A 26,875-nucleotide genomic window follows, 5' to 3' on the forward strand; every position below is an offset into this window, starting at 1 on the left:
TTGTCGGCAAACCATGACGGCCGTGACCCGGTCAGGCTGTGTGCTGCCGCACATCGCCGGCCGCGGCAGATCGCTCACGAGGCCCCGGCGCGACCGCCGGGGACCACGCCCAGCTTCTCGATCTCGCTACGGATGAGGTCCGGTTTCGGGATCGACAGGGCGCCGCGGTCGCGGCGGATCAGGCCGATGTGATCGAGGTCGTTGAGCTCGCGCGAGACCGCCTCGCGGCGCGCGCCGATGCGGGCGGCCAGATCCGACTGGATCGGCGGCGGACTGACCACCAGCCCGGGGGCGCCACGCGCCGGCCGGGCAAGCCTCAACAGCTCGCTGAGCAGCCTGAGCCGGACCGACAGGATCGTGTGTTCCAAGAGTTTCATATTGCCGAGGCGAACCCGCGCGGTGAGCATGCGCATCAGCCTGAGCCCGACCGGCGGCGAGCCGAGCACGATGTCCAGAAACACCGCCGCCGGAATCCGGCAAACCTGGGTGCGCACCAGCGCGGTGACGTTGGCGCCGCGCCGGAGGCCGTCAATGGCTGCCATTTCACCGATGATCGTGCCGCCTTCGAAATCGCCCAGGATCAGCTCGTGGCCGAGATTGGTCCGCATCAACACCCGGACCGAGCCGCGAATGATCACGAAGACATCGTCGCTCTCGTCGTCGAAATCCATCACCAGCGCGTCGGGCTTGAACTCGATCCAGCGCACCCGCGCCTCGTTGCGCTTGGCGATGGCCGGGTCGGCGCCAGCGAAGAAGGCCAGATCCGTCAGCTGATGGGATGCGGCGGCGCCAGCGACCTTCGGCGGCAGCGGCGCGTCATCCTTGGCCTCGACCGGCGAACGCCCGGCATGGTCAGACTGCGACATGACGATCCTCTCTGGGGCCGGGAGCTTGCCCTAAGGTAAGCGTCGGGATCAAGACCGGCCGCGAACCCGAGGGACATGCCTTGGTGGCAGCATGGCCCTCAAGTCGGCCCGCGTCGACTGTGTGAAACGCCAGGAACTGATCTTGGCCCGATATCGGGCCAATATGGATAATGCCGGGATCAAACACCTAGGGAATGAAGTCCGCCCGCGGCCGCGTCTGGCTCATGCCGAGTTCTTCGCCGACCCGCATGAAGCGCATCGGATCGTTCGAGGTGCCGTGGAGCCGGGTCTCGTAATGCAGATGCGCGCCGGTCGACCGGCCGGTCGAACCGACCAGCCCGACCCGGGCACCGACCGCGACCGGCTGCCCCGGCGTCACCAGGATTTCCGACAGATGGGCATAACGCGTCACCAGGCCGTTGCCGTGGTCGACCTGGACCAGGTTGCCATAGCCGCCGCCCCAGCCGGCGGAAAGGACGACGCCGCCGCCGGTGGCGAAAACCGGCGTCCCCGAGGGGGCCGCGAAATCCTGGCCGGCATGCAGCCTGGCGGTGCCGAGGAAGGGATCGGAGCGCGGCCCGAAACGGCTGGAGATCCGGTTCTCCGGCCCCACCGGCCGGCGCAGCGGCAAGGTCTCGATGGTCGGCCCCAGGCGCCGGATGACCGCAACGTTCTGGCGAATTTCGGTGATCGCCAGCCCGAAGGGGCCGGCATCCTCCGCGTCGCGCCGGGTCACCACGGAAACCACCGCCGCCGCCCTGTTGCGGGCCGGCTCGAGGATGCCGGTCAGCTCGCGGCCGGCGACATCGACCGCCTGGCGCAACAGATTGGCCCGTGTCCGGGTCGCCGCGCCCATCGCCTGAACCGCCCGAACCTGGTCGGTCTCCAGCCGTTTGACGCGTCGGTCGAGCAGTTCGACCACTTCGAGCGCCTCGCGCGCGGCGAGCGATGTCGGGATGGCTGGGGCAGCCGGTGTCGCCGGTGCCGGCCGGCCGGGTCGGCTCGGGCGGCTGGCGATGGCCCGCGCCGGGCCGAATTCGGAGGCGCCGGCGTCGCCGTGATGCTCTTCCGGCGGCGGCAGTTCGGCCGGCTCGGCATCCGGGTCGAGATTGACCTCGGCCTCGGCCTCTTCGGTTTCCGGCAACAGCGACCGCGTCCGCTCCCGCGGTCCACCCGGACGCGCCGTCGGCACCGGCACCGCGTCGCCGCCGACCCGGCCGAGGCCGGCGCCGAGCGCCGCGATCGGCGCCCCGCCGATCTGTTCGGTCAGCCTGACGAAAGCCGATTGCCGGGTCTCGATCTGGCTCTGGCGCCGGGCCAGGTCGACCAACCGTCCCTCGACGCCGGTCCGGTCCAGGCTCATCCGGTCGAGATCGCGCTGGGCCCGGCTGGCCTCGGCCCGCGCGGCAGTCAGCGCCCGGCGATATTCCAGCGATTGCTGCTCGTGCAGGTCCTGCAGTTGCCCGGTCCGGGCCACCGCGCTCGCCGCCAGCCTGTTGCCGGAGAACAGCAAGTAAGTCATGCCGGCGCCCCAGGCGGCGACCAGGCCAAAGACAAATATGACGACAAATAGCGTGCCGTTGCCGACGGAAAATTCACGAACCCGCGAATTCGCTTTCGCGCCCGCAATATTGAGCGGGCGTCTCTTTGAAGCAGAACCTGATGAACCGGCCTTCCACATGGGAGTTTTCAGCGGTTAAGGGTCAAGTTTACTTAAAAAAATAAGCACCAATGCCTGGGCTGTCAATTTTCGGCCAAGTGATCGCTTGTGGCAATTCCTGGCCCATTTTTGGCACCGGGTATCAGCTTTGACATCCGCGTCACACGAATAAACAGCCCAGCGGCGCATGTCATAACGTCCCCCAACTCTGCGTCATGTGCGCCAGCGCACGGACCATATCGATGAGTTGGGGGAGCAATCGTCAAGGCCGCTCAAGCATTGGTTCGTTGACGCTCCCCAAGCATTGGTTCATCGTCATGACAAGCTTCAATGGGATGAGAGTGCAACCATCCTTCTCTGCACGGCCGACAACAGGGCGAGGCGAGAAATGATAGCACAACGAGACAGGTTCCGTACCGCAACCCGCCGCTTTGCCCGCATGCTCGCGACCGCCGCAGCTGTCGTGCTGGCAACCTTCTGGATGGTTCAGGCGGCCGCGGCGCAGGCCCCCGCCAAGCGGGTCGCCTTGGTCATCGGCAATTCCGAATATGCACACCTGCCACGGCTGAAGAACCCGACAAACGACGTGCGCGAGGTCGTCGCGGTGCTCCGCTCGGCGCAATTCGAGGTCATTTACGGGCGCGATCTCACCCGCGTCCAGTTCGAGGAGCTGGTCAAGACGTTCCTCCGCTCGGTCGAGAGCGCCGATGTCAGCCTCATTTATTATTCCGGCCACGGCGTCCATGTCGCTGACCACAATTACCTGATCCCGATCGATGCCAAACTTTCGACGCCTTACGACGTCGAGATCGAGACAATTCGGGTTGACAATATCTACAGATACATTCGCGAAACGACCAAGGTTCAGCTGATTTTCCTGGATGCCTGCCGGGATAATCCGTTCAACGCCGAACAATATTGGATCGCCGACCGGCTGGAGCGTGCGGCCGGCAATCGCGGCCTGGCACGTCCGGCCAGCACATCGTCGCCGGCCGGCGCCCTGTCGGGCAATGGCAGCCTGTTCGCCTTCTCGACCGAACCGCGGCAAGTCGCCTATGACGGCTCCGGCGACCTCAGCCACTATACCCAGGCCTTCGTGCGCCGCGCCCTGACGCCCAATCTCGAGCTCAGGCAGATGCTGACCCAGGTCCGGCGCGACGTCATCACCGCCACCAACGGCCAGCAGAGGCCCTGGGAGAACTCGTCGCTGGTCGACGATTTCTTCATGCTGCGGCTGCCCGGCGCGCCGAGCACGGCGGCGATCCACCGGCTCAATATCGTCGCCGGCAGCGGCGGCGCGCCGATCGACCTGCCGACACCGCGCAGCCCCTCCGGCGCGCCCCTGACCATCGCCTTCGACCGCATTCCCGAAACCGGTCGCCTGCTGGTCGACGGGCGCCCGGTCCAGGCCGGCAGCCCGATCCCGGCCGCCAGGCTGCCCCACCTCACCTTCGATCCCGGCGCCGCACCGGCCGGCCATGTCGAACTCCTGACCTATGCCGTGTCCGATCCCTGGAAGCAGTCCAGCCAGGGCGCCATCGCGGTGTCGGTCACCGAGGCCGCCCAGATGGCGCGCTCATCCGCCACCCGTCTCGCCCAGCAGACCCGCCCGGTCGCGCCCCCGCCGCGCCATCAGGAGGCCCACGCCTATGTCGCTTCGCTGCAGCGCCTGTCGCCGGAAGCGCCGATCGGGGTTGGCCCGGTGCCGCTGAGATTGCCGGAGGTGCGTGTCCCGCCGGGCGGCGAGACCTTGAACGTCACCGTCAACGAGGTCCCGGCGACCGGCATGCTGCGCGCCGGCGACCGGGTCGTCGAAGCCGGCTCGACCTTGCCGCTGGCGGAGATCGCCAGCCTGACCTTCGAGCCGCAGATCGGCACCCAGGGCCGGACCCAATCATTCCGCCTGACCTTCGATACCGGCGAGCGCCGGACCGCTTCGGGTTTCGCCGCGCGGCCGGTCATCCATCCTTGCGACACCGCCGCGGCCGAGCCTTTCGACCTTCAGGGCGTGGCGCCCGGGCGGCTGCCCAATGAGATCGACCCGCCGGCCGCGCTGCGGGCCTGCGGCGAGGCCATGCGGCAATATCCGGCGATCGCCCGGTTCGAGTTCCAGCTCGGCCGTGCCCATCTCGCCGCCCGCGCGGTCGCCGAAGGCTGGCGCCATGCCGAGGCGGCGGCCGATCGCGGTCATGTTCGCGCGCTCTATCAGATCGGCTATCTCAATCGCCTCGGCGTCGGCCGGCCGGCATCCGAGGCGGCCGCCGTCGAGATGTTCAAGCGCGGCGCCGACCGTGGCGACCCCTACTCGATCTATGACTATGGCAAGGCCCTGTTCTATGGCCGCGGCGTCGACAAGGATGTCGGCAACGGGCTGGCCATGATGCTGCGCGCCGCCGATCTCGGCCACACCTACGCGATGAACGAGCTCGGCTATATCTTCACCTCGGGTTCCGGCATGACCGCCGACACCGAGCGCGGCATGCGCTTCTACCAGGCCGGCGTCGAGCGGCGCGACATCTACTCCTTCAACAATGTCGGCGTCGCCTATCTGCGTGGCACCGGCGTGCCGCGCGACGTCAGGAAGGCCATGGACTATTTCGTCCGGGCCGCCTCGGGCGGGCATCCCTATGCGCCGACCAATGTCGCCAGGCTCTATCGCGACGGCGCCGGCGTGCCACGCAACGAAGCGCTCGCCGCGACCTGGTTCGAACGTGGTGCCGAGCGGGGCGACTATTGGGGCGCCTTCGACCGGGGCCGGCTGGCACTGCAGGGCGCTGGCCGCCTGCGCAACAATGTCGATGCCGGCTATTATTTCGCGCTCGCCACGGCGCTCAATCGTCCAGGCGTCGGCGATCCCGACAACAATGCCCGGCAGCTGCTTCATCGCCTGCCGGAAGACGACAAGCGAAAGGTCGAGCAACGCCTGCTCAGGCAGTTGACCGGCGCTGACGCGGCCGCGGTCAGCGCCGCCTCGCTCGAAGACCGGCTGGTCGCCCTGGCGCGGCGCAGCTGGGAACAACGCAACCCGCGCATTGACCTGTTCTGAGACGGACGGGCGGAACGACTGCCCAATGGAGGACATGATGTCGAAAATGCACAAGACCACTGGTGCGGCATGCATCCTGGCGGCCGGGTTCATCCTGACCGGCTGCGTCAGTGATCGAGCCGAATGGGACGACCGTCCGCGCACGCGGGTCACCAGCACCTATTATCGGGAAGCCCCCGTGCGTTACGTCGAGCAGCCGCGCCGGTACCGCGAGCGCGAGGTGCGTTATGTCGAGCAACCGCGCCGGTACCGGGAGGCGCCGAGGGCCGAGACGCGGCAGGTTGAGCGGGTCCGTCCGCGGCAGGTGGCACCCGATGTTCCCGGCACTGTCGGCACGATGGGCGGCGGTGGCGATGCCGGCGGCGGCGGCGGCGGCGCGGGCAGCGGCGGCTGGTCGGATATCCGCCTGAAGCGCAATATCGAGCGGGTCGGCTCGTCGGCCAGCGGCCTGCCGATCTACGCCTTCGAATATATCTGGGGCGGGCCGCGTTATGTCGGCGTCATGGCGCAGGACGTGATGCAGGTGAAGCCGGAAGCGGTGATCACCACCGAGAGCGGCTATCTGATGGTCGCCTACGACCTGATCGACGTGCGCATGACCACCTTCGAGGAATGGACCAAGGCCCACGCGCCGGCCTGACGGCGGCAGCCCTCGCAGCGCGGCGCCGGCCGGCGCCGCAGGCGCGGTCGCCAGCCGCGCCGGCCATCAATCCGCGAGACCGCGGCAGGCGGCTCTCGCCACCCAGGGAGACAGGTCGGATGGGTCGCCCCGCCGCACGGCTGACGGACATGCACATGTGCCCGATGGTGGCGCCGGCGATGACGCCGATCGTCGCCGTCGGCATGCCCAATGTGCTGATCGGCGCCCTGCCGGCGGCCCGCATAACCGATGTCTGCGTCTGCGTGCCCGTGCCGGATCCGATCATCACCGGCTCGACCTCGGTGCTGATCGGCGGGTTGCCGGCCGCCCGCATCGCCGACCTGACGCTGGCCGGCGGCGCCATCCTGACCGGCTGCTTCACGGTGCTGATCGGCGGATAACGGGCCGCCCTCGAACCGGCCGCCGCGTCAGGTGCTCAGCACGGTGAAGCGGATCGCCCCGCCGGGCGCCTTGGCCGGATCGAACCCCGCGCCGATCGTGCCCAGGCCATGCAGGATCAGCTCCTGGCGCTTCAACATGATCGTGGCCTCGTCGGCAAAAGCCACCGATGTGCCATTGGTGCTGTGATCGATCAGCACCCACAGCGCGCCACGGAACTCGATGGTGGCGTGGTCGCGCGAGGCGCGCGGCTCGGCGACGACGATGGTATTGCCTTCGTTCCGGCCAATGGTGATCCGCTCGCTGCCGTCGAGCGAGGTCCAGCGCCGGTCGGCATAGGCAAGGCCCAGGCGTGGACCGCCTTGGGGCCCGCGCGAGCCGCCCCACCGGCCGGTCACCACCGTCACCGTGGAGCCCGGATTGGTGTCCCACAACAGCTCGGCGATGGCGCGCGGCGGCGTCAGCCCCTTGATCGCGATCGTGCCGAGGCGGCGAACCATGCGCCGCTGGATCGGCGACAGCTGCTTGGCCAAGGCCATGTCCATGATGATTTCGCCACCGCTGGCGACGCCCGCGAGCCGCGAGGCGATATTGACGGTGTCGCCGAAAAAATCTCCGGCCTCGGCAATCACCGGACCGGCGTGGATGCCGATCCGCAGGCGGGTCGCCTCGCCCTCCGGCACCGGCCGGTCGATCAAACGGGCGTTCAACCGGCGCTGGGCGGCGACCGCCGCCTCGCAGGCCATCGCCAAATCGTCGAACACCGCCATGACACCGTCGCCGATCGATTTGACCACCTGCCCGCCGGCCTGGTCGACCGCCCCGCGGATTTCGCCGAGGCAAGCCTCGACCGCGTCATGCGCGACCGGGTCGGACAGGCGGCGGAACAGCCGCACGCTGCCCTCGACATCGGCAAACAGGATCCCGCGGTCTACCCGGCTCTGGTTCATCTGGGGTCCGCACTCGAAAGGGGCTGGCGCTCACGACAGGGGAGGTCTGGCCGGATGGCCAGGGGCCTGTCGCGGCATACCACGTTTCGGACCCGCCGAGCTTGGTTCGCGACACCCCCGGACGTCAAGCGTCTCGGCACGGATGGCGGCTGGCGATGGCCGCGCTCGTGTTATGATCGGGCAGGAACGCCGCCACGGCCGCAGAAGCGGAGGAGGCAGCCGAATGCTCAGGGATCGGCAAGACGCCGGCCGTCTGCTCGCGGCCCGACTGTCCGCCATGACGCTGGACCGGCCGGTGGTCCTCGCCTTGCCGCGCGGCGGCGTACCGGTCGCCGCCGAAATCGCCACGATTCTCGGCGCGCCTCTCGATCTCGTCCTGGTCCGCAAGATCGGCGCACCGGCCCAGCCCGAACTGGCGCTCGGCGCCGTCGTCGAGGGAGCCGAAGCCGACATCGTGCTCGACGATGTCTTGTTGCGGTACCTGCACGTCGGCAGTGCCCAAGCCGACCAATTGGTCGCACGGGCGCGGGCTGAGCTCGAACGGCGCGGCCAGCGCTATCGCGCCTGCCGCAGCCCGGTGGAACTCGCCGGGCGCGACGTCATCATCGTCGATGACGGCATCGCGACCGGTGCCTCGATCCGCGTCGCGATCCAGGCGGTGCGCCGCCGCCGGCCCGGCCGGATCATTCTTGCCGTTCCGGTCGCCGCGGCCGACCAGGTGACGGCGCTCCAGGCCGAGGTCGACGTGGTGGTCTGCCAGGAGGCGCCCGCAGACCTGAGCGCGGTCAGCCGCCACTACCTGAGCTTCCCGCAGGTGGACGATGCCGAGGTCATCGCCTGCCTGGAGGCAGCCGGACGGCGGAACCAAGACCCTTGATGGGATCAAGCGGTTCCGTCGCCGGCGCGCCCGGCCCGAACACCTCACACTGGCTGGCGCTTGCCCGTCCGCGGATAGATCGTCTCGCCGCGTCCGAGCATCGCGACATAGGTCTCGATCCGGCGCGCCCGGGTCTCGGCTTTCTTGACCGCGTGGATGCGATGCAGGATGGCATAGCGGTTCCGGCCGTCCAGTTGCTCGAACAGGGCTTTGGCCTCCGCGGCGGCGTCGAGCGCCGCCTTGAGGTCGTCGGGAATGCCGATCGTGCTCTGCGGCGCATAGGCCGCCTCCCAGCGGCCGTCGGCCTTGGCGCGCTCCACCTCGGCGAGGCCACCCGGCGCCATCCGGCCCTGCTCGATCAGCTTCAGCGCCTTGGTCCGGTTGACCTCCGACCAGCGGCTGCGCGCCTTGCGCGGGGTGAAGCGGAGCAGCCAGAAGTCTTTGTCGACCTGGTTGCTCTGGCCGTCGATCCAGCCGTGGCAGAGCGCGCCTTCGACCGCCTCCAGCTGCGACACGCTGGCGATTCCCGAGGTCTTCTTGGCAAATTTCAGCCAGACGCCCGGCGCGGTCCTGGGCTGCGCGCCAAGCCAGGCTTCCCACTCCGCGGCGCTGGCGAAGGCAATAATCGGCAGGTCCGTGTCTTCTGCTTTCATCGGGCTTAAACACTCCTTGGCGGGAACAAGCCGATAGGCTTCCAGCCAGGCTTCGTCCAGGGCATGATCACGCGGCCGGCTGGGATGGCTCTCGATCGCACCGAAGAAAGGCCCTTGCATGACCAGCCGCGTGATACCGGTGGCGCCCTTTGTCCTGACCGTGTTCGGCGCGACCGGCGATCTGGCGCGCCGCAAGCTGCTGCCGGCGTTGTTCCAGCGCGATTTCGCCGGCCAGTTGCCGGCCGAAGCCGTCATGATCGGGGTGGCACGGCGCGCCATGACACAGGACGCGTTCCGTGCGCTCGCCCGCGCCGCCATTATCGAACATGTCCCGGCTGCCGACGGCGCCGGGCCGGACCTCGATCGCTTCCTGGCCCGGCTGCATTATGCCGCAGTCGACGCCGAGGGCGAGGACGGCTGGAGCGATCTGTCGAGCAAGGTCGCCGCCTTTGCCGATCGTATTCCGGTCCACTATCTCGCCACCGCACCGCAACTGTTCGGGCCGATCTGCGAGAAGCTCGGCCGTTTCGGGCTGTCCGGCAACGATGCCCGGGTGGTGATCGAAAAGCCGATTGGCCGGGACCTCGCTTCTGCGATCCAGGTGAACCAGGCCATCGGCAAGGTGTTTCCCGAGGAGCGCGTCTACCGGATCGATCACTATCTCGGCAAAGAGACCGTGCAGAACCTGATGGCCTTGCGCTTCGCCAACGCGCTGTTCGAGCCGCTGTGGAACAGCGCCCATATCGACCATGTCCAGATCACGGTTGCCGAAAGCCTCGGCGTCGAGGGCCGCGCCGGCTATTACGACACCGCGGGAACCCTGCGCGACATGGTGCAGAATCACCTGCTCCAGCTCCTCTGCCTGGTCGCCATGGAGCCGCCGCCCTCGCTCGAGGCCGATGCGGTGCGCGACGAGAAGCTCAAGGTGCTGCGCGCGCTGAAACCGATCGACCGGCACAATGCCGCGGGTGCCACCGTGCGTGGCCAATATCGGGCCGGCGCCTCGGCCGGCGGGGCGGTGCCAGGTTATCTCGACGAACTCGGCTCGCCGCAGAGCCGGACCGAGACCTTCGTCGCCGTCAAGGCCGAGCTGGCGAACTGGCGCTGGGCCGGCGTTCCCTTCTATCTGCGCACGGGCAAGCGCCTCGCCGCCCGCGTCTCCGAGATCGTCATCGGTTTCCGGCCGGTGCCGCATTCGGCCTTCAGCGAAACGGCCGGGCCGATCCTGCCCAATCAGCTGGTCATCCGGCTACAGCCGGACGAAGGCGTGAAGCTCTGGCTGATGATCAAGGACCCCGGGCCCGGCGGCATCCGCCTCAGCCATGTGCCGCTCGACATGACCTTCGCCGAGGCCTTCAAGGTGCGCAATCCCGATGCCTATGAACGCCTGATCCTCGATGTCGTGCGCGGTGACCAGACGCTGTTCATGCGGCGCGACGAGGTCGAGGCGGCCTGGCGCTGGATCGATCCCGTCCTGGAGGCCTGGCGCAATATGGACGAGCCGCCGCGCCCCTATACGGCCGGCACCTGGGGGCCCTCGGCCGCGATCGCGCTGATCGAACGTGACGGGCGGACCTGGCAGGAGGATGGAGCATGAGGCAGGACATGATGAGCACGGAATTGGATGAGGTCGCCGGCCGCGTCGCGGCGCGCCTGATCGCGCGCAGAGAGACCATCGCGGTGGCCGAATCCTCCGCCGGCGGACTGCTCTCGGCGGCGCTGCTCGCCGTGCCCGGGGCATCGCGTTATTTCCTCGGCGGCGCGGTGGTCTATACGGCCACGGCCCGCGAAGCCCTGCTCGGCATCTCGCTCGACGACATGGCCGGCATGCGCTCGTCCTCCGAGCCCTATGCGCGGCTGCTGGCCGAACGATCGCGCATCGCCTTCCAGGCGAGCTGGGGCCTCGCCGAGACCGGCGCCGCCGGTCCGACCGGCAATCGTTATGGCGATGCCGCCGGCCATAGCTGCCTTGCCATCAGCGGCCCGTCGTCGCGGGTCGAGACGCTGGAAACCGGCCTGTCGGATCGCGCAGCCAATATGCGCCTGTTCGCTATCCAGGCGCTCGCCCTGCTCGAACAGGCGCTGGACCAGGCCTGATCCGGCAGGGCCGCGCTGCAGCGCCGGGCCGCCGTTTCAGCCCGGCCGCCATCCTGCAAATCCTGGCGCGCGGCGATTGCCAATCGCTGCTGGTCCACTAGTATATCAGAAAGCCAGGCACCGCTCACCGAACGAAGCGGATCGAGAAAGCCTGGCCGGTATCAGGTGGAAACGGACAGGAAACCAAGACAATGTTTGGGATCACGCGGCGCCAGGCGCTCGCCGGCATGGCCGGAACCATGACTTTTCCCGCGGCCGAGGCGCTGGCGGCCAGCCTGCCGCTGGCCTCGACCCCGGTGACGCTGAACATCGTCGACGTCGCCGGCAACCTGCAGCTGACCCAGGCGGCGCTCGAAAAATTCGCCCGCGAAAACCCCCGGATCGTCTCGCGCCTGATCTTTTCGCGCGCACCCTCGCCCGAGCTGCCGGCCAAGCTGAAGGCCCAGCAGCAGGCCAATGCGGTCGACATCGACCTGGTGCTGACCGGCCCTGGCGCCATGTCCGACGGCATCACCCAGGGCCTCTGGATCGAGGTCTGGAAAGACTATGCCGAGGAGCTGCCGAAGCCCGAAGACATCTACCATGACAGCGCGCTGATGATGCAGCGCAACTTCGGCCAGACCGCCGGCGTCGCGGTGGTCTATTCGCCGTCCGGTCCGCTGTTCGAATATGCCCCCGACCGCGTCAAGGTCGTGCCGAAAAACGCCGCGGAGCTGCTCGCCTGGGTCAAGGCCAATCCGGGCCGCTTCTGTTACGCCCGGCCGGTCAATTCCGGCCCCGGCTGGACCTTCCTGATGGCCATGCCTCACATCCTCGGCGACAAGGATCCAGCCGATCCGATCAACGGCTGGGACAAGACCTGGGCCTACCTGAAGGAGCTCGACAAGGGCATCGAATATTACCCGCCGGGCACCACCGTCACCATGAAGGAGCTTGCCGAGGGCTCGCGCGACATGATCGTCTCGACCTTCGGCTGGGACATCAACCCGCGCGCGCTCGGCGTCGTGCCGGCCGAGGTCAAGACCTTCGCGCTGGATGGCACGCACTGGGTGCCCGACACCCAGTTCATGTGCATCCCCAAGGGCGTGCCGACGCCCAAGGTGGCGGCTCTGCTGCGCCTGATGAGCTTCATGCTGAAACCCGAGCAACAGGCCTATACCTATGACAAGGGTTATTTCTATCCCGGCCCGGCGGTGAAGAACGTGCCGCTGAGCGCGGCGCCTGCCGAGAGCCGCGCGGTGCTCGCCGAGTTCGGCCGCCCGGAATATGACGCGCTGATCGCCAAATATCCGGTCGAAGTGCCGCTGAAGCCCGCGGCCCTGGTCGCGGCTTTCGAGAAATGGGACCGCGAGGTCGGCGGCGCCAAACGGCGGGGCTGAACCGGGCCATGCGTTTCGCCGTCATCGGGATCGATCACCGCCATATCTACCACATGATCTCCGGGCTGATCGACGCTGGCGCGACCTGCGCCGGCTTCGATCCCGGGACGTCCGATCCGAAAGTGCTGGACGGGGTGCGCGAGCGCTTCCCCGGCCTCGCCGAGGTCGCCGACCGCCGGGTCTTTCTCGAGGACCCCTCGATTGGCCTGATCATCACCGCCGCGATCCCGGCCGAGCGGGCCGGCATCGCGGTGGCCGCCATGCGCCACGGCAAGGATGTGATGACCGACAAGCCGGGCATCACCACATCGGAGCAACTGGACATGGTGCGGCGCGTGGCGGCCGAAACCGGCCGGATCTTTTCGATCTGCTTTTCCGAACGTTTCATCGTGCCGGCGACCTCGGTCGCCGGCAAACTGATCGACGGTGGCGCGATCGGCCGGGTGGTGCAGACGCTCGGTCTCGGGCCGCATCGGCTGAACCGGGCGATCCGCCCCTCCTGGTTTTTCGACGCCGCCCGGTTCGGCGGCATCCTGGTCGATATCGCCTCACACCAGATCGACCAGTTCCTGATCTTCACCGGCTCGGACGACGCGACGATCGCATCGAGCGCCATTGGCCATTTCGGCGCGCCCGACTTGGCCCACTTCCAGGATTTCGGCGAAATACTGCTGCGCAGCGACCACGCCACCGGTTATGTCAGGGTCGACTGGTTCACCGCCGACGGCTTGCCGACCTGGGGCGACGGCCGGCTGGTCATCCTCGGCACCGAAGGCACCATCGAGCTGCGCAAATATGTCGATATCGCGGGACGGCCGGGCACCGACCATGTCTTCCTGGTCGACCGCCACGGCACCCGCCATATCGACGCGTCGCAAGAACCGGTCACCTATTTCCGCCGCTTCCTGGCCGACTGCCGCGACCGTACCGAGACCGCCATGCCGCAGTCTCACGTCTTCACCGTCAGCCGCGTGGCGCTGGAGGCCCAGGCGAAGGCGACCGTGTTGAACGCCCGGCCGAACTGAGGATGATTGCATGACCAGGACCGGTATCGCCGTCATAGGCCTTGGGCCGGCATCGCTGCCCCACGCCAAAAGCCTGATCGACCTTGCCGACCGCGTCGACGTGCGCTGGGCGGTGAGCCGCAGTGAAGAGCGCATCCGCGCTTTCGCCGGACAGTTCCCCTTTCCCGTGACCACCGACATGGCCCGGGCGCTGGCCGATCCCGCCGTCCAGGCCGTGCTGGTGCTGACCCCCGCCAATGCCCATGGCAGCGTGGCGGAAGCCTGTTTTGCCGCCGGCAAGCACGTGCTCCTGGAAAAGCCGCTCGACACCACGCTGGCGCGCGCCGAGGCGATCGTCGCGAGCGGCCGCCGTTCGGGCCGCCGGCTCGGTGTCGTGCTGCAGCACCGCTTCCGCCCGGCGAGCCTGCGCCTGCGCGACATCCTGGCCGAAGGCGGTCTCGGCACGATCGAAGCGGCCTCGCTGACCGTGCCCTGGTGGCGGCCGCAGAGCTATTACGACGCCGAGGGCCGCGGCACCTTCGCCCGCGACGGCGGCGGCGTCTTGATGTCGCAGGCGATCCACGCCCTCGACCTGTTCCGTTCGCTGCTCGGCATCGACAAGGTGGTCGCCTCGCAGGTCCGGTGCACCAGCCTGCACCGGATGGAGGCGGAAGACCACGTCACCGCGCTGATGACGCTCAGGGGCGGCGCGCCGGCCTCGCTCGTCGCGACGACCTCGGCTTATCCGGGCTCCGCCGAGACCATGCAGATCATCGGTTCGGCCGGCACCGCCACGCTCGCCGGCGGCGGCCTGACCGTCGGCACTCTCGACGGCCGCAACGAGACCATCGCGCCCGAGGGCAATTCCGGCGGCGGTGCCGCGATCATGGATTTCCCCCACGACGCCCATCGCGCGCTGATCGCCGACTTCCTGGATGCGATCGCCGGCGGACGCGATCCCGTCGTGACCGGCGAAGAGGCGCTGGCGACCCAGCAACTGATCGCCGACATCATCCGCGCCGATCCGAGCTGCAGCCAGCCGATCTGATCGGCAAGGGCGGCCCGGGGCACTTGGACGGCTGGCGGACACCCCGCCGCCCTTGTCTTGGCGGCGCCATCGTTTCGGGTAGAACGTTCGCAGAGCCAGTTCGCAGCGATCATGACCGACGCCGCGGACCGGCCGATCGAACGGAGCCGGCATGAGTACTCGCGAGCAGTTGATCGAGCGGTTCTTCCGCTATCTGGCGATCGAGAGCCAGAGCGACGCCAAATCGCCGTCGCTGCCGAGCACGCCCGGCCAGCAGCGGCTGGCAGGCCTGCTTGCCGACGAATTGCGCGGCCTCGGCCTCGACAAGGTGGTCGTCGACGACCACGCGACCGTCACCGCGCTGAAGCGAGGCAACCGGCCCGGCGCGCCGAAGATCGGCTTCATCGCGCATCTCGACACGGTCGATTCGGGCCTCTCCCCGGTGATCCGGCCGCAGCTCCTGCGGTTCGAGGGTCGCGATCTCTGCCTCAATCGGCAACAGGACATCTGGCTGCGCGTGGCGGAACATCCGGAGATCCTGCCCTGGCTCGGCGCCGATATAATCGTCGGCGACGGCACCAGCGTGCTCGGTGCCGACAACAAGGCCGCGATCGCGGCGATCATGACGCTCGTGGCGGATCTCGGCCCCGAGGATGCCCATGGCGACATCCTGGTCGCCTTCGTTCCAGACGAGGAGATCGGGCTGCGTGGCGCCAAGGCCCTCGACCTCGCCCGTTTCGACGCCGATTTCGCCTATACGATCGACTGCTGCGAGCTGGGCGAAGTGGTGATCGAGAACTTCAACGCCGCGGGCGCCGAGATCGTCTTCACCGGCGTCAGCGCCCACCCGATGTCGGCCAAGGATGTCCTGGTCAACCCTTTGCTGATGGCGCTCGATCTCGTCGCCATGTTCGACCGTGCCGAGACGCCGGAGCGCACCGAGGGGCGCGAGGGCTATGTCTGGTTCACCGACATGACGGCCAATGCCGGCGAGGCGCGCCTGAAGGTCATGATCCGCGATTTCGACAAGACGCGGTTCGAACAGCGCAAGCAGCGGCTCGCGGCGGCGGCGGCGGCGATCGCGGCGCGTTATCCGACCGGCCGTGTCGACTGCCGGATCACCGACACCTACGGCAATATTCTCGACAGCCTGGGCGACGACCGTCGTTCCGTCGACCTGTTGTTCGCCGCGCTGGCGGCGCTCGACATCCAGCCCAAGCAGCTGCCCATGCGTGGCGGCACCGACGGCGCGGCCCTCTCCGCCCGGGGCCTGCCGACGCCGAACTTCTTTACCGGGGCCTATAATTTCCACTCGCGTTTCGAGTTCCTGCCCGTGCCCGCCTTCGAGAAGTCGTGGCAGGTGGCACGCAAGATCTGCGTGCTGGCCGCCGAGCCAGGCGGCGCTCCGGATCGTGCGGTCAGCCGCGTACCGCGGGATGATCGCTGATGACCCGCGAAGAATTCGATCTCTTGTGCGGGTCGCTTCCCGCGACGACCCGCGTCATCCAATGGGGCGGTTCCCATGTCTGGAAGGTCGGCGGCAAGGTCTTCGCCTTGGCGGTGCCCGCCGGCGCGATCACCTTCAAGGTCAGCGACATGACCTATCAACTGCTGCAGGACCATCCAGGCTTGCGGCCGGCCCCCTATCTCGCCTCGCGCGGCCTGAAATGGCTGCAGCAATATGCCGAACCCGGCTTGCCCGACGACGCGCTGGCCGACTATCTGCGCCACGCCCACGCCATGGTGGCGCGCGCGCTGCCCAGGAAGTTGCGAGCCGAACTCGGCTTTGACGCCCCGGAGACGGTTCCATCAGCCCGGCCGACGTCTCGACGCAAGCGAGACTGACCAATGCTGCACTGCGGTTTGCCGTCCTTCGAGGCTCGCTACGCTCGCACCTCAGGATGAGGTGGGGAAGTGTATTGCATCAGCCTTGCTCATGAAGCGCGAAGCAAGGCGTGCACTCTGCGCCGCCGCCCCTGCAATTCTCTACGATCCTCATCCTGAGGCGCGAGCGCAGCGAGCCTCGAAGGACGGTAGACCGAATTGCAATACGGTTCCAATGCCTCGCCCTCAAAACGTCCTGCTCTCGAATCGGAACATCAGCCCATGAAAAAGCCTCGGCGAGATCACTCGCCGAGGCTTTTGTCTTAGCGAAATGCGTCGACCCCTTCAGGTCGTCTGCTGCTGTTTTGCCCGCGCGACGATCTGGGTCGGGTTGACGAAACGCAGCGCGATCAACAGCCAGATCAGTGTCGTGACCATATAGACCACCGCCATGGCGTCGATCGACTGCACGGCGCGCACGCCCGAGGCGAAGACCGAATAATAGAGCGCCACGACGAGCGTCTGGCTGGTCGGGCCCGAGGTCAGGAAGGTCAATTCGAACATGGCGATGGTGCGCACCAGCACCAGGAGCAGGGCCGCCAGGATGCCGGGCAGCAGCATCGGCAGCAGCACATGCAGGAACAGCCGAAACGTGTCGGCGCCGAACACCCGGGCGGCGGCTTCGACCTTCGGGTCGATCTGCTCGATGAACGGGATCATCACCAGAATGACGAAGGGCACGGTCGGCACCAGGTTGGCGAGCACGACACCCCAGAACGTGCCGCCGACGCCGGCCTGATAGAGCACGGTCGCGAGCGGTATGCCGAAGGTGATCGGCGGCACCAGCAGCGGCAGCAGGAACAGCAGCATCACCGCCTTCTTGCCGGGAAACTCGCGGCGGGCGAGCGCATAGGCGGCGGGCACGCCGAGCAGCCCTGAGATCGCCACCACGGTGAAGGCGATCTGCAGCGTGACGATCAGCACGTCATAGAGCTGGAATTCGGCCCAGGCGGCGAAATACCAGCGCGTGGTGAAGGCCGCCGGCAGCCAGGTGCCGAGCCAGCGCGTGCCGAAGGAGGACAACACGACGGTGGCGATCATGGCGAACAGGTTGAGCACGAAGAAGCCGACGATCACCCAGATGGCGGTGATCCAGAGCTTGGCTCCGACAGTGGTATCGCGGATCATCGCTTCAGCCTTTCCCGCCGGCGGTCGCGCCGCGATAGAACAGGCCGCGCAGGCCCAGCACGCCAATGACGATCGCCAGCTGGACCACCGCCATGATCATCGCGATGGCCGAGGCCATGGCGTAGTCATATTGCTCGAAGGCCGCCTGATAAGCCGCGATCGAGATGACCCGCGTCGGCCCGGCCGGCGCGCCGAGCAGCACGGCCGAGGGAAACACCGCGAAGGCCTGGACGAAGGACAGGCAGAAGGCGATGGCCAGCCCCGGGATCAGCAGCGGCAGCAGGACAAAACGGAACCTTTGCCAGCTCTTGGCGCCATGAGTGGCGGCCGCCTGTTCCAGCGCCGGGTCGATGCCGGTGACATAGGACAGGGTGAGCAGGAAGGTGAAGGGGAAGCCGGTAATGATCAGCGAGGCGAAGACGCCCCAATAATTGTTGGTCAGCTTCACCGGCCGGTCGATCGCGCCGATGAGCATCAGCGTGCGGCTGAACCAGCCCTGGGGGCCGAGATAGTTGAGCAGCCCTTCGGCCACCAGCACCGTGCCGAGCGTCACCGGCAGCACCAGGATGGTGGTCAACAGGCGCTGGCGATACATCAGCCTGACGCGGAAGGCGATCGGCACGGCCAGCACCAGGCTGATGATGGTCACCGGCAGGGCGAGCTTCAGCGTCGTCCAGATCGTGTCGTAGAGGAACGGATCGGCGAAGAACTTCTGGTAATTGGCCAGCATGCCGCCCTCGCGCGGCGTGAATGACAGCATCAGGCCGTAGAGAAACGGATAGACGAAGATCGCCAGCACGAAGAGCACGGCCGGCAGGATCAGCAAGGTGATGCCGTCGATGCCACGCAGCGCCAGGCGCTGGCGGAATCCGGGGCCGGCGGCGAGGTCTGTGTCAGCCATGACCGGCCTCACGCGGCAAAGACGAGGGCACGGCCGGGATCGACCGTGAGCGAAATGGCGCTGCCGAGAGCGGCGCGGCTGGGCGCGTGGAAGATCAGTTCCAGGCCATCGGCGGTGCGCGCCGTGCCGACGAATTCGCGGCCGCGATATTCGATCGTCTCGACGGTGGCGCCGATCGAATTGGCGCCGCCGGGCCCCCCGGCGACGTCGTCCGGCCGGGCCGCGATAACAGCGTCGGCGCCGACGGCAAGATCCGCCCGCAAGCGGCCCGACAGCGTGGTGCCGCCGACCGCGATCGTCGCAAACGAACCCTCGCGCGCCGTGACCTTGCCGGTCAGTCGGTTGCGGAAGCCCATGAACTCCGCAACGTCGAGATGGTCGGGGCTCTCGTAGAGCTCGGGCGGCGCGCCGACCTGGCGGATCGCACCGTCGCGCAGCACCACCACCCGGTCGGCCAGCGACAAGGCCTCGTCCTGGTCGTGGGTGACATAGATGGTGGTGGCGCCGAGCTGGTTGTGGATGCGGCGGATTTCGGCGCGCATTTCCAGCCGCAGCTTGGCGTCGAGATTGGACAAGGGTTCGTCCATCAGCACCAAAGGCGGCTCGATGACGATGGCCCGGGCAATCGCCACGCGCTGCTGCTGGCCGCCCGACAATTGGCCCGGCAGCTTGTGGCCCTGCGTCTCCAGCCGGACCAGGCCGAGCGCCTCTTCGACCCGCTTGTCGATCTCGGTCCTGGGGGTGCGCCGCATCTTCAGGCCGAAGCCGATATTCTGGCGCACCGTCATATGCGGGAACAGCGCATAATTCTGGAACACCATGCCGAAGCCGCGATCTTCCGGCTTCAGCTGGTCGATGCGCCTGCTGTCGACATAGATACCGCCGGCGGTGGTCGCCAGCAGCCCGGCAATGCAATTGAGCGCGGTCGACTTGCCGCAGCCCGATGGCCCGAGCAGCGCGATGAACTCACCCTTGGCGATCGACAGCGAGACGTCGCGCAAGGCGTTGACGTTGCCGAAGGCGCGGCTGACGCGATCCAGCCGGATTTCCTTGAAGGGGGACGAGGCAAGCAACATCTCAAGGCGTGTCCTGTTCTCGGGTCCAATGATGATGACGGAACGCGACGCCGCCGCGACCGGAGGCCCGCCGTGCGCCGGGCCGGATCGGCCGCACCGGCGAGGTCGCGCTGTGGCCACCGGCCAGCCATGGCCAAGGCCCTGCCGCGCCGGCCTTCGATGCTCCGTCGGCCTGTCCCGTCGGCATTCCCATGCGTTTCCTCAAACCTTGCGAAGGGCGATCCGGCAGACCCTGTTGACCAGGTCCTTGCTGATTTCGGATCGCATCCCTTATTGATATACTAATCTATCAGTGGCTCATTGCAACCCGGGACGCCCTGCCAGGACGGGCCTCCTCCAATCCGGAGATAGCTTGGTAGCTTGGCGCGCCTCGAGAAACAATATATTAGTATTCCAACAATGCTGAAGGCGGGAGCAAGCGCGTGGGCCTGTTTGAAAAACCGGGTGAGAAGGCCGGCGCGGCACCCGCGTCGGCGAGCCCGTCGCTGCGACCGGTATCCGCCCAGCAGCGCAGCCCGGCGATCAAGCGAACCACGACCGCCACCGCGATCTACCGTGACCTTCACGCCGCGATCGTCTCGATGCAACTGACGCCTGGAACCGCGCTGAACGAAAAGATGCTGACCGAACGTTTCGGCGTCAGCCGCACGCCGGTGCGCGAGGCGCTGATCCGCCTGGTCGAGGACGGCCTTGTCGACATCTTCCCGCAATCCGGCACCTTCGTCGCACGTATCCCGGTCGGGCTGATCCCCGAGGCGGTGATCATTCGCCAGGCGCTGGAAGATGCGACCGTGTCGCGCGCCGCCGCTTCGGCGACGCCGGAGGACATGGCGCGGCTCGACGATATTCTGGCCCGCCAGAAATTTTTCAGCGACCGGCAGGACCTCAACGCCTTCCACGAGGCTGACGAGGCCTTCCACGAGACGATCGCGGCGATATCGGGCCATCCCGGCATCTGGACCTATCTGAAACCCGCCAAGGTCCAGATCGATCGCTGCCGCCGGCTGACCTTGCCGGCGCTCGGCCGCATGGAATTCGTGCTCAGCGAACATGCCCTGATCCGTGACGCCATCGCCGCCCATGACGTCACGGCGGCGCGCGCCGCCATGCACAAGCACCTGAGCGCGGTCATTCCCGATACCGAGAAGCTGCGCAGCACCTTCCCCGACAGTTTCGTCTGAACGCCGAACAGACCTCAAGGAGAGCCAACAGGATGCGGCAGGGGTGGAGATGGTATGGCCCGCACGCCAATGTGCCGCTCGACGCGGTGCGCCAGGCCGGCGCGACCGACGTGGTCTCGTCGCTTCACCATGTGCCGATCGGACGCGCCTGGACCTTGGCCGAGGTCACCGACCACCTGGCCTTGATCGAGACCACCCCGCCGGGACGCTCGCCCCTGACCTGGTCGGTGGTCGAGAGCATCCCGATCCCCGACGCGGTCAAGCGCCAGGGCGCCGCCGCCCGGAGCGAGATCGAGGCCTGGATCGCCAGCATGGAGGCGGTCGCCGGCGCCGGCATCCAGGTCATCTGCTACAATTTCATGCCGGTGGTGGACTGGACGCGCACCGACCTCGACCATGTCATCCCGACCGGCGCCACCGCCATGCGCTTCGACCAGGACCGCTTCGCCGCCTTCGACCTGTTCATCCTGGCGCGCGACGGCGCGGACCAAGACTATTCGGTGGCCGACAAGGAGCGCGCCCGCGCCGTCCATGCGGCGATGAGCGACGCCGAGATCGCCGAACTCACCACCAATATCGCCAGCGCGCTGCCCGGCTCCACCACCGAACCGCTGACCATTCCGGCCTTCCGCGACCGGCTGCGCGCCTATGCCGGTATCGATGCGGCGAAGCTGCGCGCGCATCTGGTCGGCTTCCTTCAAGCCGTCACGCCGGCGGCGGAAGCGCTTGGCGTCAAGCTCACCTTGCACCCGGACGACCCGCCGCGCTCGCTGTTCGGCCTGCCGCGCGTCGCCTCCACCGCCAACGACTATGCCGCCCTGTTCGATGCCGTGCCCTCACCCGCCAACGGCATGTGTTATTGCACCGGCAGCCTTGGCGTGCGCGCCGACAACGACCTGCCCGCCATCGCCCGGCGTTTCGCCTCGCGCATCCATTTCGCCCATTTGCGCGCCACCAAGCGCGAGGGCGACGGCCGCAGCTTCCACGAATCGGCCCATCTCGAAGGCGATGTCGACATGCTCGCGGTGCTGCGCGAGCTGGTCGCCGAGGACCGCAAGCGGGCAGCCGGCGAGACCATCATCTTCCGCCCCGACCACGGTCATCGCATGCTGGATGATCTGACCAAACAGGTAAGCCCGGGCTATCCGGCGATCGGCCGTCTGCGCGGCCTCGCCGAACTGCGCGGCATTCTTTATGCGCTGGGCGCGCTCTGACGCGGTTCGACCCGACAGGGGCCGGAGCCGTTCAGGCGCCGGCCTCGGGCCGGACGCGCGCCAGTTCGGCCAGCGCAAAGACAAGGTGATAGAGCACCCGGACCGGAACATCGGCGCTGACCGGCTGTCCCGCCGCATCCAGCTGGTTCAGCCAGCGGCCGCTGCCGGCCTCGACATAATGCCGGAAGATCAGCGCCAGCACCTGGTCGATCGCCGCTCCGGCCTGATCGTCACGGCCGAATTCCAGGCGCGCGGTCAGCGCTTTCAACAGTTCCGTCTGCGGCCAGAGCCGCTTGGACGGCTTGATCACCTGGCCGGAACGATCGATTTCATCGAAGGCGGCGCCGACGGGATCGGCCGCTGCCAGGCCATGGGCCCGGCCGAAAGCGAACAGCCTGTCGGCCATGGCGAGCACGCTCGCATCGCCGCCGAGGCGGGCGTAGTGGTGGATGAGCCAGCACCATTCGAAATGGTGGCCGGGCTCGCGGATCGCGCCGCTCGGGCCCTCCGCCGGCCGCCAGTCGTCGGTGAAGAATTCGCCGAGCGAGCCGGTCTCGGCGTCGAAAAGATGCGCGCGCAGCAAATCGACCATGCCGGTCGCCCGGCCGAGCCAGGGGCTCTCCGGCGCGACCTCGGCCAAAAGCAGGAAAGCCTCGAGCAGGTGCATATGCGGGTTCTGCCGGCGCGGCAGGGTCTGAAGCGTATCCTCGGCGAAACCGCCCGCCGCATGGGCGAGGTTCGCCTCGATGAAACCGGCGACATCGTCGGCAACCCTCAGCACCGAAAGATCACCCGAGGCGCGGGCATACCAGCCGAGCCCGAACAGCACGAAGGCGAGATCGTAGAGATCGGAGCGTCCGTCGATAACCTCGCCGGCGGCCGTGACGGCATGGCGGAACCGGCCGTCCGGGCCGCGGCAGGCGCCGAGCAGGAAGTCCAGGCCGTGGCGCGCGGCGGCAAGCCCGGGGCCGGCCGGATCGAGGTAATGGCCATGGCTGAACACATAGATCAGCCGCGCGGTCACCAGGGTCGTCCGCCGCTCGGTCAGGACAGGCGTGAAACCCGGCCGCATCAGCTCGACGAAGCCCGGCCGGCGCGGATCGGCAACCGCCGCCGCCCAGGCCGGCACCAGCACCTGGGTCAGCCAGGCCCTGATGTCGGTCGGCACCCCCGCCGCGCCGCCGCTCTTTCGATCCGTCACCGCGTCACTCCGCCCCTGGCCGAAAGCCACGCCATCGAAACTGCAATTCTGCCCGCGGGCAGGTCAACGAGGAAGCGCCAAGCTTCCGCTCTGGGATAAGGAAACCACGCCATGGACACCTTCGATCACGATCTGTCGCGCCGCCTGGTTCTGGGTGGTATCGCGGGAGCCGCGGCGCTCGGCGCCACCGGCGCCCGAGCGCAAGGGCCGGCGCTGCCGCGCTCGCCCATCACACTCAATGTCATCGATGTCGGCGGCGCGCTGGCGCTGGTGCAGAAGCCGCTCGACAATTTCCGCGCGGCCAAGCCGAACCTGGTCTCGCGGATGACCTTCACCAAGGCGCCCGCCCCCGAACTGCCTGGCAAGATCAAGGCGATGCAGGACGCCAGGCGGGTCGATCTCGATCTCGTGCTCGGCGGCATGGACGTGCTCTCCGCCGGCATCGACCAGCAGCTCTGGGTGCCGCTCTTGCCGACCTATGCCTCGGTGCTGCCCAAGCCTGAGGACATCTATCTCAAGGGCGCGCTGGACAATCACAATCTCGGCCAGGGTTTCGGCATGTGCATGGTCTATTACCCCTCGGGACCGCTGCTCGAATATCTGCCCGAACGGGTCAGGACGCCGCCGACCAGCGCCGAGGAACTGCTCGCCTGGGCCAAGGCCAATCCCAATCGCTTCCTCTATGCCCGGCCGGCCAATTCCGGTCCCGGCCGCACCTTCATGATGGGCCTGCCTTATATTCTCGGCGACAGCGATCCGAAGGACCCGGTCAATGGCTGGAGCAAGACCTGGGCCTATCTGAAGGAACTCGGCCGCTATATCGAATATTATCCCGGCGGCACCGGCGCGACCATGAAGGAGCTCGGCGAAGGCTCGCGCGACATCATCGTCACGACCACCGGCTGGGACATCAATCCGCGCGTGCTGGGCATCGTGCCGAAGGCCGCGCGGATCCAGACGCTGAAAGGTTTCCACTGGGTGTCGGATGCCCAGTTCATGTTCGTGCCCAAGGGCGTTGGCGACGACAAGCTCGCCGTCCTGCTCGAGCTGATCAAATGGGTGCTGAGCCCGGCTCAGCAGGCCTATACCTATGACGAGGGCTATTTTTATCCCGGCCCGGCGGTCAAGGACGTGCCCTTGTCGATGGCGCCGCCGGAAAGCCAGGCGGCGATCCGCGAATTCGGCCGGCCGGAATATGACAAGCTGATCGCCGAAGTGCCGGTGGAGACGCCGATCAACCCGGACAAAATGGTGCTCGCCTTCCGTCGCTGGGACGAAGAGGTCGGCTCCAAGCGAGCGTGATGGGTAACCTCCGCGCTGGCGCTCGCGCCGAACCGACCCCCTCCCAAAGGGCTACGACATTCACACATCTCTCAAAGGGGCCTGAATTCGCCACCTCTGAAGGCTTCGCACGAGAACCACGGATAGCGCATGCGCCGTCCTTTTTCGTCATGGCCGGCCTTGTGCCGGCCATCCACGCATTGCCTTGACCGGGGAGGACGTGGATGGCCGTGACAAGCACGGCCATGACGAAGCGAGAAACACCGCGCCAAGACATGGATTGTCGAGATGTGTGAATCCGGTAGCCCAAAGGGAGAGGGTTCGTTGCCCCTTCACCCCCTTGTCGCCGACAACGCCCGTTCCACCGCCCGGCTCAGCAGCGGCTGGGCCGCGCCATAGATCTCGTAATGCTGGCTCGCCCGGTCATTGCCGAGCTGCGGCATGGCCATTCCCTGCATCACGCCTTCGGCGCGGAACAAGGCGTCGAAATGCGCCCAGAGCCGCGCATTGGCGACCAGCGGACCGGTGACCGTGATGCGCGCGGGAAACAGCAGCCGGCAGACATTGGCGAGCGCACGCGCCACGAGCCGCGCCGCCGTGTCGATCTCGGCAAGGCTCATCAGGTCGCAATCCGGCAATTGCGCCTGCAGCGCCGCCTCGTCCTCGCTGAGCTCCGGCCAGTCCTGCCGGAGCCGCGGCATCAGCGCCCAGAGCGCCGCGCCGGTTTCCAGACAGGCGGTATTGCCGCAGCCGCAGGCTCGCCCGGCCAAGGTCTGGAAGCGCCAATGGCCGATCTCGCCGAACGACCCGCCGGCCGGCGCAAAGGACTGGCCGTCGACAGCATAAGCGAGCCCGACGCCCCAGCCCCAGTGCAGCAGCAGCGCGCCGCCGGCATGCTCGGCCGGCCGCTGCATCGCGCGCGCCCTGAGCTCGGCATCGAGATTGCGGCAGACCTCCACCGGCGGCGTGATCGGCGCCAGGACCGATTGGACGTCGAGGCCGCGCATGCTTGGCCAGCGCGACGACATCAGCCAGGTCTTCTGCTTGAGGTCGAGCAGGCCGGAGAGCGACACCGCCGTGCCGGCATGCTCCATGCCGCGCGGCATGGCATCGGCAAGCCCCGAGGCAAGCGCTGCCATGGCCTTGGCGATGACCGCGTTGTCGGCATCCGGCGCGATCTCGGCGAAGCGCTGCTCGATCACCTGGCCGTTCAGGTCGACCAGCGCACCGGCGAGCGACCGGCTGGCGACATGAAGGACCGACGCGCCGATGCGCCGCGAATTGGCCGTCAGGAGCCCCGCCGGCCGGCCGCGCCCGGCCTTTTCGCCGGCACTTTCCAGAACCAGGCGGCGCGCCACGAGATCGCCGACCACCCGTGAGGTCGTGGTCGAGCGAAGCCCGAGCTGCTCGCCGATCTCGGCGCGCGACCGTGCGGCGCCGCGCGCCACCAGCGTGAAGGCCCTGGCGCAGTCGCGCTCATGGGCGCCGGCAAACGGCATGTCGGCGATCGTTGCAATGACCAATGCTCTGTCGTCCTGCTTTGCAATGCGCATTTTATTTAGAACGCAAGCGTTCGAAATAGAGATTGCCTTTCCCCGCCACGCTCATAAACTTCGTAGATCATAAATGAAACGATTTATGTCTTCGAGGTTCAAAATTAGCATGATCGAGATCCGTATCGTCGAGGACAAGCAGGCCATCGGCGCGACCGCCGCCGCACTCGGCGCGGATGCCATCCGCAAGGCCATTGCCGAGGCTGGCCATGCGACCATCGTGGTCGCCACCGGGGCGAGCCAGTTCGACACGCTGAAACATCTGGTCGGCGCGCAAGATATCGACTGGTCGAAGGTCACCGCCTTCCATCTCGACGAATATGTCGGACTACCTGAGAGCCATCCCGCGAGCTTCCGCAAATATCTCCTCGAACGCTTCGTCCAACCCTTGAACGGCGCGGTCGAATTTGTGCCGGTCAACGGCGACGCGGCCGATCCGGAGGCCGAAGCCCGGCGGCTGAACGACCTGATCGGCGACCGGCATATCGATGTCTGTTTTGCCGGCATCGGCGAGAACTGCCATCTCGCCTTCAACGATCCGCCGGCCGATTTCGACACCGAGGCGCCGTTCATCGTGGTGACGCTCGATGAGGCCTGCCGCCGCCAGCAGCTCGGCGAAGGCTGGTTTCCAAGCCTCGAGGCGGTGCCGGCGCGCGCCATCTCGATGAGCATCCGACAGATCCTGAAGAGCCGACTGATCGTCCTCTCAGTGCCCGACCAGCGCAAGGCCGAGGCCGTGCGCCATGCGGTTGAGGGCGCGGTGAGCCCCGCCCATCCCGCCTCGATCCTGCAGCAGCATGCTCACGCCGTGCTGCTGCTCGACCCCGCCGCCGCATCGCTGTTGCAGCGCCGCTGACC

24 protein-coding genes are annotated in these 26,875 nt (G+C 67.5%); 15 read left to right on the forward strand and 9 right to left on the reverse strand.

Features of this window, described 5'->3' with window-relative positions; translation table 11 throughout:
• Positions 1 to 74: 74 nt before the first annotated feature.
• Together E8M01_RS07235 and E8M01_RS07240 are read right to left on the reverse strand one after the other, a co-directional pair.
• Positions 75 to 866, reverse strand: coding sequence for a Crp/Fnr family transcriptional regulator (locus tag E8M01_RS07235; protein WP_136959515.1), 792 nt, complete (start codon positions 864 to 866; stop codon positions 75 to 77).
• Between the two features lie 187 nt (positions 867 to 1,053).
• Positions 1,054 to 2,388, reverse strand: coding sequence for a M23 family metallopeptidase (locus E8M01_RS07240; RefSeq protein WP_170181816.1), 1,335 nt, complete (start codon positions 2,386 to 2,388; stop codon positions 1,054 to 1,056).
• Between the two features lie 526 nt (positions 2,389 to 2,914).
• Between E8M01_RS07240 and E8M01_RS07245 the strand changes: the two genes are divergently transcribed.
• From E8M01_RS07245 to E8M01_RS07255, 3 genes are all read left to right on the forward strand, one after another.
• Positions 2,915 to 5,572, forward strand: coding sequence for a caspase family protein (locus tag E8M01_RS07245; RefSeq protein ID WP_136959517.1), 2,658 nt, complete (start codon positions 2,915 to 2,917; stop codon positions 5,570 to 5,572).
• A 37-nt stretch (positions 5,573 to 5,609) separates the two neighbouring features.
• A complete protein-coding gene (locus E8M01_RS35500) occupies positions 5,610 to 6,212 on the forward strand; it encodes a tail fiber domain-containing protein (protein WP_246088625.1) in 603 nt (200 codons plus the stop codon).
• A gap of 119 nt (positions 6,213 to 6,331) precedes the next feature.
• Positions 6,332 to 6,613: a PAAR domain-containing protein gene (locus tag E8M01_RS07255; RefSeq protein ID WP_136959518.1), complete on the forward strand. Its 282-nt coding sequence runs from the start codon at positions 6,332 to 6,334 to the stop codon at positions 6,611 to 6,613.
• A 27-nt stretch (positions 6,614 to 6,640) separates the two neighbouring features.
• On the opposite strand, the gene E8M01_RS07260 is transcribed toward E8M01_RS07255, so the two are convergent.
• Complete coding sequence (locus E8M01_RS07260) at positions 6,641 to 7,561, reverse strand: adenylate/guanylate cyclase domain-containing protein (protein WP_136959519.1); 921 nt, start codon at positions 7,559 to 7,561, stop codon at positions 6,641 to 6,643.
• Between the two features lie 223 nt (positions 7,562 to 7,784).
• On the opposite strand from E8M01_RS07260, the gene E8M01_RS07265 reads away from it, so the two are divergent.
• A complete protein-coding gene (locus E8M01_RS07265) occupies positions 7,785 to 8,438 on the forward strand; it encodes a phosphoribosyltransferase (RefSeq protein WP_136959520.1) in 654 nt (217 codons plus the stop codon).
• Positions 8,439 to 8,482: 44 nt separating this feature from the next.
• Here E8M01_RS07265 and E8M01_RS07270 read toward each other — a convergent pair whose 3' ends face one another.
• Entirely contained in the window at positions 8,483 to 9,091 is a 609-nt protein-coding gene (locus E8M01_RS07270) for a YdeI/OmpD-associated family protein (protein WP_136959521.1), read from the reverse strand.
• A 118-nt stretch (positions 9,092 to 9,209) separates the two neighbouring features.
• Here E8M01_RS07270 and zwf point away from each other — a divergent pair, with 118 nt between their 5' ends.
• The 7 genes from zwf (at position 9,210) to E8M01_RS07305 (ending at position 16,443) form a co-directional block, all read left to right on the forward strand.
• A complete protein-coding gene (gene zwf / locus E8M01_RS07275) occupies positions 9,210 to 10,688 on the forward strand; it encodes a glucose-6-phosphate dehydrogenase (protein ID WP_136959522.1) in 1,479 nt (492 codons plus the stop codon).
• Entirely contained in the window at positions 10,685 to 11,188 is a 504-nt protein-coding gene (locus E8M01_RS07280) for a CinA family protein (protein ID WP_246088626.1), read from the forward strand. Before zwf ends, E8M01_RS07280 begins: the two co-directional genes overlap by 4 nt.
• A gap of 191 nt (positions 11,189 to 11,379) precedes the next feature.
• Positions 11,380 to 12,567 carry an extracellular solute-binding protein gene (locus tag E8M01_RS07285; RefSeq protein ID WP_136959523.1) on the forward strand — a complete coding sequence of 396 codons (1,188 nt, stop codon included), beginning with the start codon at positions 11,380 to 11,382 and terminating at the stop codon, positions 12,565 to 12,567.
• A gap of 8 nt (positions 12,568 to 12,575) precedes the next feature.
• Positions 12,576 to 13,592 carry a Gfo/Idh/MocA family protein gene (locus tag E8M01_RS07290; protein ID WP_136959524.1) on the forward strand — a complete coding sequence of 339 codons (1,017 nt, stop codon included), beginning with the start codon at positions 12,576 to 12,578 and terminating at the stop codon, positions 13,590 to 13,592.
• A 10-nt stretch (positions 13,593 to 13,602) separates the two neighbouring features.
• Positions 13,603 to 14,619: a Gfo/Idh/MocA family protein gene (locus E8M01_RS07295; RefSeq protein WP_136959525.1), complete on the forward strand. Its 1,017-nt coding sequence runs from the start codon at positions 13,603 to 13,605 to the stop codon at positions 14,617 to 14,619.
• A gap of 151 nt (positions 14,620 to 14,770) precedes the next feature.
• Positions 14,771 to 16,045: a peptidase T gene (gene pepT / locus E8M01_RS07300; protein WP_136959526.1), complete on the forward strand. Its 1,275-nt coding sequence runs from the start codon at positions 14,771 to 14,773 to the stop codon at positions 16,043 to 16,045.
• Complete coding sequence (locus E8M01_RS07305; protein WP_136959527.1) at positions 16,045 to 16,443, forward strand: MmcQ/YjbR family DNA-binding protein; 399 nt, start codon at positions 16,045 to 16,047, stop codon at positions 16,441 to 16,443. Before pepT ends, E8M01_RS07305 begins: the two co-directional genes overlap by 1 nt.
• A 324-nt stretch (positions 16,444 to 16,767) precedes the next feature.
• On the opposite strand, the gene E8M01_RS07310 is transcribed toward E8M01_RS07305, so the two are convergent.
• Genes E8M01_RS07310 through E8M01_RS07320 form a run of 3 tightly spaced genes read right to left on the reverse strand, consistent with a single transcriptional unit; the run spans position 16,768 to position 19,587 of the window.
• On the reverse strand, positions 16,768 to 17,610 hold the full coding sequence (locus E8M01_RS07310; RefSeq protein WP_136959528.1) for an ABC transporter permease: 843 nt from the start codon (positions 17,608 to 17,610) through the stop codon (positions 16,768 to 16,770).
• A gap of 4 nt (positions 17,611 to 17,614) precedes the next feature.
• The gene (locus tag E8M01_RS07315) at positions 17,615 to 18,511 is read right to left on the reverse strand and encodes an ABC transporter permease (RefSeq protein WP_136959529.1); all 897 of its coding nucleotides are present in this window, start codon (positions 18,509 to 18,511) and stop codon (positions 17,615 to 17,617) included.
• A gap of 8 nt (positions 18,512 to 18,519) precedes the next feature.
• Complete coding sequence (locus tag E8M01_RS07320; protein ID WP_136959530.1) at positions 18,520 to 19,587, reverse strand: ABC transporter ATP-binding protein; 1,068 nt, start codon at positions 19,585 to 19,587, stop codon at positions 18,520 to 18,522.
• A gap of 485 nt (positions 19,588 to 20,072) precedes the next feature.
• Between E8M01_RS07320 and E8M01_RS07325 the strand changes: the two genes are divergently transcribed.
• Entirely contained in the window at positions 20,073 to 20,768 is a 696-nt protein-coding gene (locus E8M01_RS07325) for a GntR family transcriptional regulator (protein WP_246088779.1), read from the forward strand.
• A 32-nt stretch (positions 20,769 to 20,800) separates the two neighbouring features.
• Positions 20,801 to 21,982 carry a mannonate dehydratase gene (uxuA, locus tag E8M01_RS07330; RefSeq protein WP_136959531.1) on the forward strand — a complete coding sequence of 394 codons (1,182 nt, stop codon included), beginning with the start codon at positions 20,801 to 20,803 and terminating at the stop codon, positions 21,980 to 21,982.
• Between the two features lie 31 nt (positions 21,983 to 22,013).
• On the opposite strand, the gene E8M01_RS07335 is transcribed toward uxuA, so the two are convergent.
• The gene (locus E8M01_RS07335) at positions 22,014 to 23,183 is read right to left on the reverse strand and encodes an AGE family epimerase/isomerase (protein WP_136959532.1); all 1,170 of its coding nucleotides are present in this window, start codon (positions 23,181 to 23,183) and stop codon (positions 22,014 to 22,016) included.
• A 111-nt stretch (positions 23,184 to 23,294) separates the two neighbouring features.
• On the opposite strand from E8M01_RS07335, the gene E8M01_RS07340 reads away from it, so the two are divergent.
• A complete protein-coding gene (locus tag E8M01_RS07340) occupies positions 23,295 to 24,485 on the forward strand; it encodes an extracellular solute-binding protein (RefSeq protein ID WP_136959533.1) in 1,191 nt (396 codons plus the stop codon).
• Between the two features lie 311 nt (positions 24,486 to 24,796).
• Here the strand turns inward: E8M01_RS07340 and E8M01_RS07345 are convergent, their stop codons facing one another.
• Positions 24,797 to 25,987, reverse strand: a complete 1,191-nt coding sequence (locus E8M01_RS07345; RefSeq protein ID WP_170181817.1) for an ROK family transcriptional regulator — start codon at positions 25,985 to 25,987, stop codon at positions 24,797 to 24,799.
• 139 nt (positions 25,988 to 26,126) lie between these two features.
• Between E8M01_RS07345 and E8M01_RS07350 the strand changes: the two genes are divergently transcribed.
• Positions 26,127 to 26,873, forward strand: a complete 747-nt coding sequence (locus E8M01_RS07350) for a glucosamine-6-phosphate deaminase (RefSeq protein WP_211596704.1) — start codon at positions 26,127 to 26,129, stop codon at positions 26,871 to 26,873.
• The last annotated feature ends 2 nt before the right edge of the window (positions 26,874 to 26,875 follow it).

It is taken from the genome of Phreatobacter stygius (genome assembly GCF_005144885.1).
GTDB lineage: Bacteria > Pseudomonadota > Alphaproteobacteria > Rhizobiales > Phreatobacteraceae > Phreatobacter > Phreatobacter stygius.